The sequence below is a fragment of the Paenibacillus sp. J22P143 genome (assembly GCF_059692035.1).
The window spans coordinates 332,930-346,204 of the sequence record NZ_JCAUAQ010000004.1 but is presented as its reverse complement, the minus strand read 5'-3'; the positions used below and the strand labels follow the sequence as shown (position 1 = coordinate 346,204).

Here is a 13,275-nt window from a genome sequence, read left to right as displayed (position 1 = left end):
TAGATATCGATGAACGAAATTTACCAATTTGATGACGTTGCTAGACTTCCACTGCCTGGGGATAACTGCGCCGTTGCAACTCGCAATTTGGACGCCGGCACCGTCATTCATTATGAAGGCCAAACCTTGATCATAGATTATACGGTTCTGGAAGGCCATCGTTTTGCTGTGAAGCCAATTGATCCCGGCGTAGAGCTGCTTTCTTGGGAAATGCCGTTTGGCGTGGCTGTGCAAGCGATTCAGCCGGGGCACTATGTGATAAATGAGGCGGTATTGGATGCACTTAGCGTGCGTCAGCTGAAGTTTGCTCTGCCGACTGCGCCCAATTTTGCCGATCAAGTTCATCCTTATGTGCTAGACGAGGAAAACTTTCAGCCCGCCCCGGCATCGCCGGCGTACTCGGAAATTCGTACTTTTATGGGGTATCGCCGCCATGAAGCCCGCGGGGTGGGTACCCGTAACCACATCGTCCTTCTCGGCACCACCTCCCGTACGGGCAGCTATGTGAAGCAGCTTGCCGCTCGTCTGCAAGGTGAGTTGAAGAACTACCCTAATGTCGAAGGGATTGTCCCAGCGGCGCACACGGAGGGTGGGACGGAGAAGCCGAATAACCTGGACTTGCTGCTGCGGACGCTCGCCGGATTTATGGTAAACCCCAACGTCGGTGCGGTTCTGGCTGTGGATTATGGCATTGAACCGGTAACCAACAAGATGGTGGAAGCGTATTTACGCGAACATAACTACCCTATCAACGAAGTGCTGCACAAGTTTGTGTCGCTCGAAGGCAGCTTTGAAGATAATCTGGTGCAGTGCGAAGCGATTGTACGAGAGTGGCTGCCCACAGTCAATGCGATGCAGCGGACGCCTGAATCCATTAGCCACCTAAAGATCGGACTGCAGTGCGGCGGCTCGGACGCTTTTTCCGGCATATCCGCGAACCCGCTGCTGGGTTGGATTTCAGAAGAATTAGTGCGCTACGGCGGATCTGCCAGTCTGGCTGAAACCGATGAATTGATTGGCGCAGAACCCTTTGTCCTCTCGAAGGTACGCAACGTGGAAACCGCCCGTAAATTTTTGGAGCTTGTGCAACGTTTCAGGGAACGCACCGCCTGGCATGGTGCTAGTGCGGAAGGAAATCCATCCGGCGGCAATATCTATCGCGGCCTATATAACATTTATCTCAAATCCATTGGCGCTGCACAGAAGAAAGATCCGACCACTCGCCTCGATTATGCCACAGAGTATGGGGAGCTCATGAAAGATGGCGGCTTTTATTTCATGGATAGCCCCGGCAATGACCTCGAGAGCATCGCCGGACAGGTTGCTGCAGGTTGCAATATGATTTTCTTTACGACGGGCAACGGCTCGATCACCAATTTCCCCTATTTGCCGACAGTCAAGGTTGTGACGACGACCCGTCGCTTCCAATTGCTGTCCAATGATATGGATGTCAATGCGGGTCAGTATCTGGAAGGCAAGTCTATGAATGAGCTTGGCAAAGAGGTCTTCGAGCTGACCCTCCAAATTGCCTCCGGTCAGCGTAGTGTTGGGGAGAAGGCGGGTCATGCCCAGGTGCAGATCTGGCGCAACTGGCAGCAAAACGATGCGAGCCAGCTGGAGACATTGCTTCATCCCCCTGTACCGTCGGGAGAGCCTATTGAAATCCAAGAGGATGCTGAAGCGACGGTTAATTCCATTCAATTCAGCCTTAATCGTCATCAAGACCGCACGGCCAGCGACAGCATAGGCTTGATCCTGCCGACCAGTCTTTGCGCCGGACAGGTGGCCAATATGATTACGCAACGGCTGAATACACAGGGTGTCGGGCAACCCGAGCTCTCTCGATTCGTGGCTTTGGCGCACACGGAAGGATGCGGAAATTCAGGTGGCCAAGCAGAACGACTGCTCGCCCGGACATTGATCGGCTATATCACACATCCGATGGTGAAGCATTGTCTGCTGCTAGAGCATGGCTGCGAGAAGACACATAATGACTTCATGCGCCATCAGATGGAAGAGATGGGTGTGGACGCGGAACGTCTTGGATTTGCCAGCATTCAGCTTGACGGCGGAATTACGAAGGTGACGCAGAAGGTAGAAGCATGGTTTGCCGATCAAGTGGCAGCAGCTGGAGCAGCTGAGAAGGAGACAGTCGGTCTGGCAGGACTGCGTATTGGTATCATAAGCGATGGTTCCATCTCCGACGTTGAAGGAGAGCAGCTGGTGAAGCTGACCAAAATGGTCGTGGGCGCAGGAGGCTTAGTGGTTGTTCCTGAGAACAGCGGTCTACTTTCCACGGCTTCATATAGCCAACATATATTCACTTCATCCAATGTCCTACCGTCAATTGCCTATGGTGAGCATGTCCGCCGGAATGGCTTTCACATCATGGAGACCCCGACCGAGCATTGGGTGGAGACGGTTACCGGCCTAGCTGCCACGGGTGTAGAGTTAATTATCGCGTTAGTCGGAAATCGTCCGATGCAGACGCATCCATTCGTTCCTATGCTGCAAATAGCATCGGAAACGGGAATGCTGCAAAACTATGAGAATGATCTGGATGTGCTGCTCAATGGAGATCCGAATGCTTGGACGAACAGGATTCTCGAGCGCGTCAAGCAAGTCATTGAGCGTACCTATACACCACGTCTCTACCAGCAGGGTAATGTTGATTTCCAATTAACACGTGGCTTCTTGGGTGTTTCGTTGTGATTATAATTTGTTGCAGTAAATGAAATAGTGATAAGGAACACCCACTCTCAGCGATTTGAGAGTGGGTGTTTGTTGTTACATCTTTTGGGTTCTGAGGTGGGAGATGGGGAGTCTAGGTGTACACCAAGTCAGTTATTTAATCTTCTTCAAACTGCATTTTGAACGATTTAGTTACCAGTCCTGTTCTCTTCAGCGTGATATCGACCCTAGGACGAATTTCGATTTGGAGGAATTCCTTCTGCCAATTGGGTCCAATCCGATTCCATTCTTTAGCCGATTTTGCGCGGCATGGGGCTGTATCACGGCAAGCAGGGCACGGGCGTATCCGTCGAAGCCAAGGTGAAGACGGGAGCGATTACCACGCTGAACATGGCACAGACCGGCGATGGGCGGCTGAAGCTGATATCCAGCGAAGGGGAGTCCACGAATGGGCCGATCATGAAAATCGGCAATACACAGACGCCAGTGAAGTTCCGTGAGCATCCGGAGGCGTACATGTCGCGTTGGTTTGCGGAAGCGCCGACGCATCACTGTGCGATGTCCATTGGGCACAATGCGTCCCAGTTCCAGAAGGTGGCGGAGCTGATGAAGGTGAAGCATGTCATCTTGTAGCAGATGTAAGATAGCAGATAAATAGTGAAAAGCCCGCTCTAGTGGTAACCACTTGGCGGGCTTATTCATATATCCACAACCGTGGAAAAGGTGAGCTATTTAGTTTTGGGGAAGAGGTGACAGTTCTTCAGATGAATTAGAGCTTGCCGTCACATCAATGTAATGATCGATTGAATCAAGGACCTGACTAAGCGGCGTTTGAGCAAATATAATGCGATCCGCGTGAATGGCGTTATAGGTGCTTTCATCTTTGTTAATTTTGAATCCTCTATAATTCTCGTAAATGGTTTTCATCTCAATCTCTCCCTCACTAGGATGTATATAATAAAATATCATTTAATGGATAAGTTTGGTAGAGGTGTAAATTAAGAGATTCTGTCAGATTATGAGTGATTCAGTGATTTTTTTATTAATTCGGATGGTTTGGAGACGTTAGTAGGGAATGATCTATGATTTTTGCTATTCTGTTCTTTTTTGTGTTACAGTTAAGTGGAGGTGATTCCATTTGTTGAAATTAAGTATTTTGGATCAATCGCAAATTGGTGAAGGTCGTAATGCGGCGCAGACATTGGCTGAGACGACCGAACTTGCTCAAGAAGCAGACCGCATTGGTTATAGCCGCTTCTGGGTGTCGGAGCATCATGCCTCACAAGCGTTGGCACACTCAAGTCCTGAGGTTCTGATCGCTCATTTGGCTGCCAAAACAGAGCGTATCCGACTTGGCTCTGGAGGCATCATGATGCCTCACTACAGCGCATATAAAGTAGCAGAAAACTTCCGCTTGCTGGAGGCGCTACATCCGGGGCGTATCGATGTGGGGCTAGGCCGTGCACCTGGCGGGATGCCGATATCTACGCGCGCACTGCAAGAGGGTAAATATACAGGCGTTGACCAATACCCGCAGCAAATAGCTGATTTGACGGGATATTTATATGATTCATTGCCGGCTAATCATCGGTTTGCGGCGCTGCATGCATCGCCGATCATTCCGACGGCACCAGAAATTTGGCTGCTCGGTTCTTCCTATGAGAGTGCAAGAATTGCTGCTGATCAAGGGGCTGCTTTCGGCTTTGCGCAATTTTTTGGGAACGCGGATTGTGAGCAGGCATTGCGAATTTATCGTGAACATTTCACACCGTCCATCTTGAATGAGAAGCCTCACTCGCTTGCAGCGGTTTTGGTCATCTGCGCGGACACGGAGGAAGAAGCGAATCAACTGGCGCTGAGCACGGACTTATTCTTCTTGTCATTAGGTCGGGGGATGCTGCTGCCGTCGTTCCCGTCGGTCAATACTGCGCTTAATTATCCGTATACGGAGAATGACTACGCGACGATTCGAAGCGCCCGACACAAGCGCATTGTCGGCACGCCGAAGCAAGTAAAAGAAGAGATCTTGAAGCTGAATGAGGCTTATCAAGCCGATGAAATCATGGTTGTTTCGCCGATTCATAACATCGAGGCGCGATTGCACTCGTATCGATTGCTAGCGAAGGCGTTCGAGCTGTAGAAATATGCAGTTAATATCCGCCGATTTGATCAAATTTGTGAAATAACTGGGTTTAAGTAGTTATTTTCAGGATTTTGGCCAGATATCCTCATTTCTGAGGAAAATAACAGGATGTTATGTTTTCCAGTTAATCTTGATATCAACTGCTCGGAGTGTACTTTGTGGCAGGATTAGCTGCTGCTGAAACCTGCATTTGCGTTTTTTGGCGTCTGCCATTACACTTAAACAAAAAACGCTGGAGTGGTGTCATGAGCAAGAATCGCGTATGGAACAAGGGAAAACGAAATGGTGGAGGCGGGCCAGCACCTGGAACAGGTTACAAAGAGAAGCTTGCAGCGGAGCAACCGTTTAAAGCGGAAGTCATTGATCTTTCTAATCCCATTAATCAGGTGAAGCGTATGAGCCGTGATAATTGGGTGGAGCGCCCTACAAGACCGGCACGCGAACAGCAGCCAAATAAGTAACTCAGCAAGTAAAAGCCTGAAGTCTAATTTGTCCTTTACTGAAGGGACGGGTTAGGCTTTTTTTGCATGTTATAGACATAGATTGTTACGACTTTTTTCGCAATCATCCCCATATAAATGGAAAATGTGTTTGGATGGAGATTCGATAAAGGAGGCCCTTCATCATGAGATCCGTATTGAAGCTAGAAATCGAGGAAGCGAAGGTGATGATTGCTGCTGGTATTCAAGCTGCGGAGGAAGCTCAGGCAGCAGAAACGATTTGTATTGTCGACGAAGGCGGTTATTTGTTAGCTTTAGAGCGAATGAACGGAGCACGTAATACGAGTCCTGAGCTTGCGATGGCGAAGGCTTTTACGGCTAGCGGGCACAGACGGTCGACGCACCTGTTTAACCAGCCTGGCGGACCGGCGACGATCCACGGTGAAGCCTTCGGGATTCATGCGATGATGCCGGGGAAGTTTGCGATTTTCGTAGGCGGATTTCCCATCGTGGTAAACGGTCAAGTCATTGGCGGGGTAGGCGTCAGCGGAGGGGCCGGTGAGGAGGATATAGCAGTTGGTGTGGCGACATTAAAGGCGCTTCAGCTTCACCTTGGCGACCAATACGAGGTGCTTACCGATGCGGATATTAAAAAATGAGAAAACCCCGACATCTCTCCATAGAGAGAAATCGGGGTTCTTCTTTACACAAGGCTTCTAACAAACTTGAACGCTTCTTCGATTGTGTGATCTTCAAGACGTTCCAAGGAAATATCGACGCCTGGCTTGTATTGGTGAAGCTTTTTCAAAAAAGCAGCTGTCTCGAAGAGTCCTTTGCCAGACTCAACGGCATCCACTTGACCGTTCTTAACGACGAAGTCCTTCAGATGGGTTAGCACAATACGACTGCCGAAGGTTTCGAAGGCATGATCTAGAAAAGCAAGCTGGTCTCGTGGTTCAACAGCTGTCGGCGGGAGCAAATTAACAGGATCGAAAACAACACCCAACGTGCTGGAAGGCACTTCTTCCAAGATTCGCGCCATTTTCTCAGTACTAGATAAAGTATGAGTAAAAACAGGCTCTAATCCGATATGAACGCCCCAACGCTCTGCTTCTTCAGCTAATTCCTCCACAGTCTGCCGAAGGATGTTCCAGCCAATACCCTCGTAGCCTTGAGCATCCTCCGAAAGGTACGTCGTGAGATCACCTGTTTGCGTTGCCACAATAGACGTGCCGAAGTCTCTCGCATAGCGCAGATGCTCTTTAAATCTATCGATTTCATAACGTCGCTGTTGTGCATCAGGATGAATAGGGTTGATGTAGCAACCGAGGACGCCAATTCTCACACCTGCGCGATGGAACTGCTCGCCAATATGATTGGCGAGTGCAGGGCTTAATTTCCCAAGGGATAAATCATAATCGCTGATCGCTTTACTAAGTGCTAGCTGGACGAAATCGATGTCACGACCGCTTAGCTTGGCAGTCAGTTCCTTTAATGGCAAATGTCCGACCGTATGTGCGAGCGTCCCGATACCCATTCTATCTAGCCATCCATCCGCCGTCCACGCAAAGCACGTGTCCGTTCATGTAGTCGGAAGCGTTCGAAGATAAGAACACAACAGGGCCTTTAAGATCCTCAGGTGAACCCCAACGACCTGCTGGAATACGCTCGGTGATTGAAGCTGTACGTTTCTCATCCTTGAGAATAGGTGCCGTGTTATTCGTCGTCATATAACCTGGGGCAATGGCATTGATTTGAATGCCTTTTCCAGCCCATTCATTAGCTAATGCTTTCGTCACACCTGCAATGGCATGCTTACTCGCTGTGTAACCTGGTACATTAATCCCGCCTTGATAAGTCAGCATGGAAGCAATATTCACGATTTTACCGCTGCCGCGTTCGATCATATGACGACCAATCAACTGGCATAGGAAGAAAGCGGAGTTCAGGTTCAGATCAATAACGTCGTGCCAATCTTGACGTGCGTGATCAACCGCTGGTGTACGGCGGATAATACCCGCATTATTGACCAGGATATCGATGCTGCCGTAAATACCAATCGCTCTAGCAACAACATCCTCCAGGATGTCTTCATTGCTAAGATCTGCTGCGATAAGCTCAGCTTTGCCGCCTAATGCGCGGATAGCTTCAACAGTTTGTACGCTTTCCGAAGAGGATACCGCAATCACATTCGCACCTGCTTCTGCAAGTCCGATCGCCATGGCTTGTCCTAGGCCACCTGAAGCGCCCGTAACGAATGCTGTTTTTCCCGAAAGATTAAAAAGTGTCATAATGTACTCCTTTTCAAAAAAACGATTATTGGTTTCAATGTGTAACTGTTGGTTTCACTGTATATCAGTTTGTTCCACTTAATGCGTTTCAATCTGAATGCCTGTTTCGCGGAACTGCCGAGCTGTTTCTTCCGTCAACCCGCTATCGGTTATAATCATGGCCACCTCGGATAAGGAAGCGAAGGTTCGCAGGGCACATTGTCCGAATTTGAAGTGATCGATAACCCCATAAACGGTTGCGCTAGCGTCTATTAATGCACGCTTATACTCGACAAGATCATTCGTATAAATCGTAAAGCCATGCTGCAAATGCACGCCAGTAGCGGAAATGAAGGATTTCTGAATGTTGAGCCCGCGCACATATTCGACCGCTTCAGGTCCCGCAAGCATGTTGCGCAGACGGTAACCTCCAGGAACAACAAGCCGAATTTCATCTTTATGGACAAGCTCGGAGATGATATAGAGATCGTTAGTTACAACTGTAAGCGGCTGATTATCCAGCCGCCTAGCAATTTCAAGCGTTGTAGAGCCGCCATCCAGCGCAATGATATCGCGAGGCTGGATGTATCGAAGTGCGAGGGACGCAATCTCCGATTTTTTATCTGCGTGCTTGATATTCGGTTCTTTCGAGGAGAGAATGCCTAACTGATCACTTTGAGCTAGCATGGCACCGCCATGAATGCGGATAAGCAGCCCTTTTTCCTCCAGCTTGGCTAAATCCTCGCGAATAGTTTTCCCTGTTACTTCCAGTCGTTCGCTCAGCTCGTTTACGGTTACTTCTTTCTGAGCGAGTAAAACTTCCATAATCGTTTCATATCTACGTAGAGGACTCACCCTAGTTTCATCCGTTCTTCTAATGGGATTACCGATTATTTTAAATCTTGCATAGCCACGGCGTCCATATCGTTGAACATTTGATTTTCGCCAGCCATGCCCCAAATGAATGTATAGTTGTTCGTGCCAACACCGCTGTGAATGGACCAGCTTGGTGAGATGACAGCTTGCTCATTACGCATAACAACGTGACGAGTTTGTTGCGGTTCACCCATCATGTGGAAGACAACAGCATCTTCTGGCATGTCAAAATAGAAATAAACCTCGGAACGACGGTTGTGCGTATGAGTCGGCATTGTATTCCACATGTTGCCTGGTTTCAAAAGTGTCATCCCCATTACGAGTTGACAGCTTTGAATGCCATCTAAGTGGATGTATTTATAAATCGTACGCTCATTGGATGTGTTGATGCTGCCTAGGTGAGCAGGCGTTGCTTCGCTAATCGCAACTTTAACCGTTGGGTATGTTGTGTGAGCTGGTGTAGAGTTGAAGTAGAATTTAGCTGGGTTTGCTGCATCATCGCTTGCGAAAGAAATTTCTTTGGAGCCAAGACCGATATAGATGCAGTCTTTGGAATCCATCGTGTAAACCGTACCATCGACAGTAATTGTACCTCTAGCTCCAACGTTGATGATGCCGATTTCACGACGCTCTAGGAAGTAGTCAGCAGCCATTTCTTTGCGGTCAGCTTGTAATTGAAGTGTTTCCGTCGTTGGCAGAACGCCACCAATAATAAAACGGTCAACGTGTGAGTAAACTAACGTCACTTGGTTTTCTGTAAATAAGGATTGAATTTGAAACTCAGCTTGTAGGCGTTCAGTGTCAAATTGTTTTACTTCATTCGGATGTGAGGCATAGCGGATATCCATGGTTTAATCTCTCCCTAGTTTTGGTTTATTTGTGTTGATATACGTTCATATAGGTTTAATTTACTTCATATCGACGATTTAGGCAAGGAGTTCTTGTGAGCTTTTCAGGAAATTTGGGAAGTTGTGAATAAAGTCAGCAGAATGTGAACAAAACAAGCAAACGGGCGAATTTTATTAGGATGTTAAGAATGAGGAGGTACATTCAAATGGACAAAAGTCACTATTTCGATCGTGTATGCAATGATACAATTCCAACCCAACCGGATGAGGAAGATACAACACCGACGGATATGCTAAGTGATGCTATTGCAGAAATTATGGATAATTTAAGCCATCCATTTTCGGATGATGATGTCTCGGATCGAGACTAAAGCGAAAGCTTTTGTAGACTTACAATCAAATAGAAGTAGTCACCTAATCCCTTCCTCATGAAGGGATTTTCTTTTTGGCGACTGGGGAGTACAATGACCATGAGAACGGATGGAGAGGAGCTCCGGATGCTGCACACGACAAATTTGTTTCCAGCTTTATTGACGGATCACCCCTGCCATCCGCAGGAGGTTGCTTATTATTTTAAACAATGGCAAGGCTTTCATATGCCCTTTCACCGTCATAACGCGACAGAGATCATGTATACGATACAAGGCTTTTGCGAAGTAGAGATTCAGCTTTCCCCCACGCGATCCGAAAGGGTGAGATTGAAAAAAGGGGAGTTTATCCTGCTGGATGCGAATATTGCCCACCGTCTTATCGTTGAAGACGATGAGCCCTGTCGCATGCTTAATGTGGAATTTCGCTTCACTGCGCATCAGGGTGTGATGCCCTCGATCCAGCAGCTTGCCGCGGAAGAGAGGCAACTTTCCTCCTTACTGGAGGTCCAGACCGCTTACTTAGTGCTGCGTGATCCAGATGAAGTCTATCATGTGATGAAAAGCCTCGTGTTAGAGTTGGATAAGTCTGCCGACAAAAGTGAGACGATGATTCAATTGCTGATTGCCCAGCTGCTAATCCGAATTGCTCGTTTACGCCGTGAAACCGTATGTAGCAATGTGGTACAAAGCGAATGGTATGTGAAGCAAAGCATGGAGTATATGCATCAAAATTACGATCGCGAGATCCAAGTGAAAGAAATAGCAGGGGTTGTGAATTTACATCCAGGCTATTTACAGCGAATATTCAAAGCGGTGACAGGACAAACCCTGATGGGTTACCTCATGGAAATACGGATGGAAAAAGCACAAATGCTGCTGCTCGAAACTGACATACCCATTGCAGATATTTCTGATTATATCGGCGTGGGCAGCCGGCAGTATTTTCATATGTTATTCAAAGCATATACGAATTTTACACCTACCGAATATCGAAAATCGATGAATACACATAAAGTCGTCTATCCAGAAGGAAGTTAGAATTTTTGACACATGGATAAGGAAGTAGTTAGAAATTTGATAACGGTTTCTCTCATCTGCTTGGTACAATGTGAAGCATAGACGAAGTGATAGAGAGGGCGATAAATATGGCATTTAAGGTAGCATTCATTGGCGCAGGAAGTATTGGATTCACACGTGGACTTCTAAGAGATTTACTAGCTGTTCCTGAATTTCATAACATCCAAGTGGCTTTTACGGACATTAATTCACACAATTTAGAGATGGTGACTGCGCTCTGCCAACGTGATATTCAAGAGAATGGCTTATCCATTCAGATTCAAGCGACGACGGATCGCAGGGAAGCGTTAGAGGGTGCGAAATACGTACTATGCACGATTCGTGTAGGTGGTCTCGAGGCTTTTGCAACAGATGTCGACATTCCGTTGAAATATGGTGTGGACCAATGCGTGGGTGATACGTTGTGTGCTGGTGGCATCATGTACGGACAACGTGGAATCTCAGAAATGCTTCGCATTTGTCATGATATTCGTGAGGTCGCTGCACCTGATGTTACGCTGCTGAATTATGCGAACCCCATGGCTATGCTAACTTGGGCTTGTAATAAGTACGGCGGTGTACGCACGATTGGCCTCTGTCACGGCGTTCAGCATGGACATCATCAAATCGCGGACGTTTACGGGTTGGTTAAGAAAGACGTCGACATTATTTGTGCCGGCATTAATCATCAAACGTGGTATATCCAAGCTTCTCATGAGGGCAAGGATTTAACGGCAGGGCTATTAGATGCTTTTGAAAATCATGCTGAGTATGCACGCACGGAGAAAGTTCGGATCGATATGCTGCGCCGCTTTGGATACTATAGCACGGAGTCTAATGGACATTTGAGTGAGTATGTTCCTTGGTACCGAAAGCGTGCAAGTGAAATTCAGGATTGGATTGATATGGGGTCCTGGATTAATGGTGAAACGGGCGGATACTTACGTGTGTGCACAGAGGGACGTCGTTGGTTTGAAACGGATTTCCCGAACTGGATGAAGGATCCGGCATTCGTATATGCAAGCGAGAAGCGAAGTGAAGAGCATGGCTCTTACATCATCGAAGGCCTGGAAACAGGACGCGTTTATCGTGGTCATTTTAATTTGGTTAATAAAGGTGTGATCTCGAATTTACCGGATGATGCCATTATCGAAGCACCAGGCTATGTCGATCGGAACGGCATCTCGATGCCGCATGTCGGTGATCTGCCTTTGGGCCCAGCGGCGGTGTGCAATGTCAGCATCTCTGTGCAGCGCTTAGCGGTAGAAGCAGCTGTACATGGGAATGATCAGCTGCTGCGTCAAGCCTTTATGATGGATCCTCTCGTTGGTGCTGTCTGCAATCCGAAGGAAATTTGGCAAATGGTTGATGAGATGTTGGTGGCCCAAGAGGCATGGTTGCCTCAGTATAGTACTGCGATTGCTGAGGCCAAACAGCGTCTTGCTGCTGGGAACCTCATACCGACGCGTGACTATGAAGGGGCTGCCCGTGTGAAGGTGAAAACGGTTGCTGATATGCAGCAGGATCGTGAAGCAGCGAATAAGAATGCAGGGGAAGCTGACAAGGGTAAGGATCGCGCGACGACAACAGTCTAAAGGTTCATTTATTTTCAAGTGTGTTCATTTGGGTGCTTTTCAGGTATAATTTAGTGGGTGAGTGAAGGGCCGCTTGCGGTCCTTCTTTTTCATTTACCATGGAAGTGTTTTATATCGAAAGGGGAAAGTCAGATGTCTAATATTGGCATATGGGAAGCTGCAGAGCCGGGTGTGACTCGCTGTATTTTGAAAGCTGAGGTAGGTTTAATGATGATGGAGGTTCACTTTGAGCCCGGAGCTATCGGTTATCAGCACAGCCATGTTCATGAACAAATGTCGTATTGCTTGAAGGGTAAAATCGAATTTACAATCGATGGCGTAGTTTCAGTAATTGAACAGGGTCAAACGATTTATATACCAAGTGGAGCCAAGCACGGGGTTACTGCATTGGAAGACTCTGCACTTTTAGATGTATTTACACCGATTCGTGAAGACTTGGTGAAAAGATAACCAGTTGCTGATGCAACTGGTTTTCCTTTAAGCATCCTGGCGTTTTTAGAGCGTGGAGTTATGAATCTAATATTTGTGAAAAAGGAAGGGGAGAACCTGATGCAAAATAGTGGGAAATTTGCTTGGACATGGACAATACGTGAGGAAGTTCTGGACGAGTATGTTGAGATGCATTTAGCTCCATGGCCTGAAATTATGGAAGAACACAGTAAAGCTGGCATTCGGGATTATTCTATTTTTCAAAATGGTGCGCAATTTTTCTATGTGTTTTTATGCGATGATATAGATGCTGCTTTCGCCTATCTGGCAGAGAGTGATGCATGTAATCGGTGGAATGCCATTACGTCCCAAATGGTCGTAGGCTCCTTCGATTTCCGTGAAGCAGTTCCGATTACGCCGATGCGTGAGGTTTTCTATCTGAAATAAGTTGTTTTGGAAGAAGGATGACTAGAGATTATTCTAGCATCCTTTTCTCATTTTCCGACTATTGACAGAGATGGCATACCGTGGTTTTAGGGGAATTGAAACCTACTTG

General features: G+C 47.5%; 15 protein-coding genes. 10 read left to right on the top strand and 5 right to left on the bottom strand.

Annotated features, from left to right (window positions below):
• Window positions 1–9 precede the first annotated feature (9 nt).
• Together AC58PQ_RS10775 and AC58PQ_RS10770 are read left to right on the top strand one after the other, a co-directional pair.
• Window positions 10–2,712: a UxaA family hydrolase gene (locus tag AC58PQ_RS10775; protein WP_497241929.1), complete on the top strand. Its 2,703-nt coding sequence runs from the start codon at window positions 10–12 to the stop codon at window positions 2,710–2,712.
• Window positions 2,713–3,000: 288 nt separating this feature from the next.
• Window positions 3,001–3,324, top strand: coding sequence for a hypothetical protein (locus AC58PQ_RS10770; RefSeq protein ID WP_497241928.1), 324 nt, complete (start codon window positions 3,001–3,003; stop codon window positions 3,322–3,324).
• 99 nt (window positions 3,325–3,423) lie between these two features.
• Here the strand turns inward: AC58PQ_RS10770 and AC58PQ_RS10765 are convergent, their stop codons facing one another.
• Complete coding sequence (locus AC58PQ_RS10765; RefSeq protein WP_497241927.1) at window positions 3,424–3,618, bottom strand: hypothetical protein; 195 nt, start codon at window positions 3,616–3,618, stop codon at window positions 3,424–3,426.
• A 211-nt stretch (window positions 3,619–3,829) separates the two neighbouring features.
• Here AC58PQ_RS10765 and AC58PQ_RS10760 point away from each other — a divergent pair, with 211 nt between their 5' ends.
• The 3 genes from AC58PQ_RS10760 (at window position 3,830) to AC58PQ_RS10750 (ending at window position 5,933) form a co-directional block, all read left to right on the top strand.
• Window positions 3,830–4,831 (top strand): LLM class flavin-dependent oxidoreductase, encoded by a 1,002-nt coding sequence (locus AC58PQ_RS10760; RefSeq protein WP_497241926.1) that lies wholly within the window; start codon window positions 3,830–3,832, stop codon window positions 4,829–4,831.
• 248 nt (window positions 4,832–5,079) lie between these two features.
• Window positions 5,080–5,295: a hypothetical protein gene (locus tag AC58PQ_RS10755; protein ID WP_497241925.1), complete on the top strand. Its 216-nt coding sequence runs from the start codon at window positions 5,080–5,082 to the stop codon at window positions 5,293–5,295.
• Window positions 5,296–5,459: 164 nt separating this feature from the next.
• Window positions 5,460–5,933, top strand: a complete 474-nt coding sequence (locus AC58PQ_RS10750; protein WP_497241924.1) for a GlcG/HbpS family heme-binding protein — start codon at window positions 5,460–5,462, stop codon at window positions 5,931–5,933.
• Window positions 5,934–5,977: 44 nt separating this feature from the next.
• Here AC58PQ_RS10750 and AC58PQ_RS10745 read toward each other — a convergent pair whose 3' ends face one another.
• The 4 genes from AC58PQ_RS10745 to kduI form a co-directional block, all read right to left on the bottom strand.
• Window positions 5,978–6,811, bottom strand: a complete 834-nt coding sequence (locus tag AC58PQ_RS10745; RefSeq protein WP_497241923.1) for a sugar phosphate isomerase/epimerase family protein — start codon at window positions 6,809–6,811, stop codon at window positions 5,978–5,980.
• A gap of 1 nt (window position 6,812) precedes the next feature.
• The gene (kduD, locus tag AC58PQ_RS10740; RefSeq protein WP_173108698.1) at window positions 6,813–7,565 is read right to left on the bottom strand and encodes a 2-dehydro-3-deoxy-D-gluconate 5-dehydrogenase KduD; all 753 of its coding nucleotides are present in this window, start codon (window positions 7,563–7,565) and stop codon (window positions 6,813–6,815) included.
• A gap of 78 nt (window positions 7,566–7,643) precedes the next feature.
• Window positions 7,644–8,399, bottom strand: coding sequence for a DeoR/GlpR family DNA-binding transcription regulator (locus tag AC58PQ_RS10735; RefSeq protein ID WP_497241922.1), 756 nt, complete (start codon window positions 8,397–8,399; stop codon window positions 7,644–7,646).
• Window positions 8,400–8,434: 35 nt separating this feature from the next.
• Window positions 8,435–9,268, bottom strand: a complete 834-nt coding sequence (kduI, locus tag AC58PQ_RS10730) for a 5-dehydro-4-deoxy-D-glucuronate isomerase (RefSeq protein WP_497241921.1) — start codon at window positions 9,266–9,268, stop codon at window positions 8,435–8,437.
• 206 nt (window positions 9,269–9,474) lie between these two features.
• Here kduI and AC58PQ_RS10725 point away from each other — a divergent pair, with 206 nt between their 5' ends.
• From AC58PQ_RS10725 to AC58PQ_RS10705, 5 genes are all read left to right on the top strand, one after another.
• Window positions 9,475–9,639 (top strand): hypothetical protein, encoded by a 165-nt coding sequence (locus AC58PQ_RS10725; protein WP_497241920.1) that lies wholly within the window; start codon window positions 9,475–9,477, stop codon window positions 9,637–9,639.
• 99 nt (window positions 9,640–9,738) lie between these two features.
• Window positions 9,739–10,677, top strand: a complete 939-nt coding sequence (locus AC58PQ_RS10720; protein ID WP_497241919.1) for an AraC family transcriptional regulator — start codon at window positions 9,739–9,741, stop codon at window positions 10,675–10,677.
• Window positions 10,678–10,784: 107 nt separating this feature from the next.
• Window positions 10,785–12,290 carry an alpha-glucosidase/alpha-galactosidase gene (locus AC58PQ_RS10715; protein ID WP_497241918.1) on the top strand — a complete coding sequence of 502 codons (1,506 nt, stop codon included), beginning with the start codon at window positions 10,785–10,787 and terminating at the stop codon, window positions 12,288–12,290.
• Between the two features lie 132 nt (window positions 12,291–12,422).
• The gene (locus AC58PQ_RS10710; protein WP_497241917.1) at window positions 12,423–12,740 is read left to right on the top strand and encodes a cupin domain-containing protein; all 318 of its coding nucleotides are present in this window, start codon (window positions 12,423–12,425) and stop codon (window positions 12,738–12,740) included.
• 60 nt (window positions 12,741–12,800) lie between these two features.
• Entirely contained in the window at window positions 12,801–13,166 is a 366-nt protein-coding gene (locus tag AC58PQ_RS10705) for an L-rhamnose mutarotase (RefSeq protein ID WP_497241916.1), read from the top strand.
• Window positions 13,167–13,275 lie beyond the last annotated feature (109 nt).

Excerpts from the sequence above, each read along its gene's own strand:
- AC58PQ_RS10775 (WP_497241929.1), top strand. The coding sequence starts at position 10 with ATGAACGAAATTTACCAATTTGATGACGTTGCTAGACTTCCACTGCCT.
- AC58PQ_RS10770 (WP_497241928.1), top strand. The coding sequence starts at position 3,001 with ATGGGGCTGTATCACGGCAAGCAGGGCACGGGCGTATCCGTCGAAGCC.
- AC58PQ_RS10765 (WP_497241927.1), bottom strand. The coding sequence starts at position 3,618 with ATGAAAACCATTTACGAGAATTATAGAGGATTCAAAATTAACAAAGAT.
- AC58PQ_RS10755 (WP_497241925.1), top strand. The coding sequence starts at position 5,080 with ATGAGCAAGAATCGCGTATGGAACAAGGGAAAACGAAATGGTGGAGGC.
- AC58PQ_RS10750 (WP_497241924.1), top strand. The coding sequence starts at position 5,460 with ATGAGATCCGTATTGAAGCTAGAAATCGAGGAAGCGAAGGTGATGATT.
- AC58PQ_RS10745 (WP_497241923.1), bottom strand. The coding sequence starts at position 6,811 with ATGGGTATCGGGACGCTCGCACATACGGTCGGACATTTGCCATTAAAG.
- kduD (WP_173108698.1), bottom strand. The coding sequence starts at position 7,565 with ATGACACTTTTTAATCTTTCGGGAAAAACAGCATTCGTTACGGGCGCT.
- kduI (WP_497241921.1), bottom strand. The coding sequence starts at position 9,268 with ATGGATATCCGCTATGCCTCACATCCGAATGAAGTAAAACAATTTGAC.
- AC58PQ_RS10725 (WP_497241920.1), top strand. The coding sequence starts at position 9,475 with ATGGACAAAAGTCACTATTTCGATCGTGTATGCAATGATACAATTCCA.
- AC58PQ_RS10720 (WP_497241919.1), top strand. The coding sequence starts at position 9,739 with ATGAGAACGGATGGAGAGGAGCTCCGGATGCTGCACACGACAAATTTG.
- AC58PQ_RS10715 (WP_497241918.1), top strand. The coding sequence starts at position 10,785 with ATGGCATTTAAGGTAGCATTCATTGGCGCAGGAAGTATTGGATTCACA.
- AC58PQ_RS10710 (WP_497241917.1), top strand. The coding sequence starts at position 12,423 with ATGTCTAATATTGGCATATGGGAAGCTGCAGAGCCGGGTGTGACTCGC.
- AC58PQ_RS10705 (WP_497241916.1), top strand. The coding sequence starts at position 12,801 with ATGAATCTAATATTTGTGAAAAAGGAAGGGGAGAACCTGATGCAAAAT.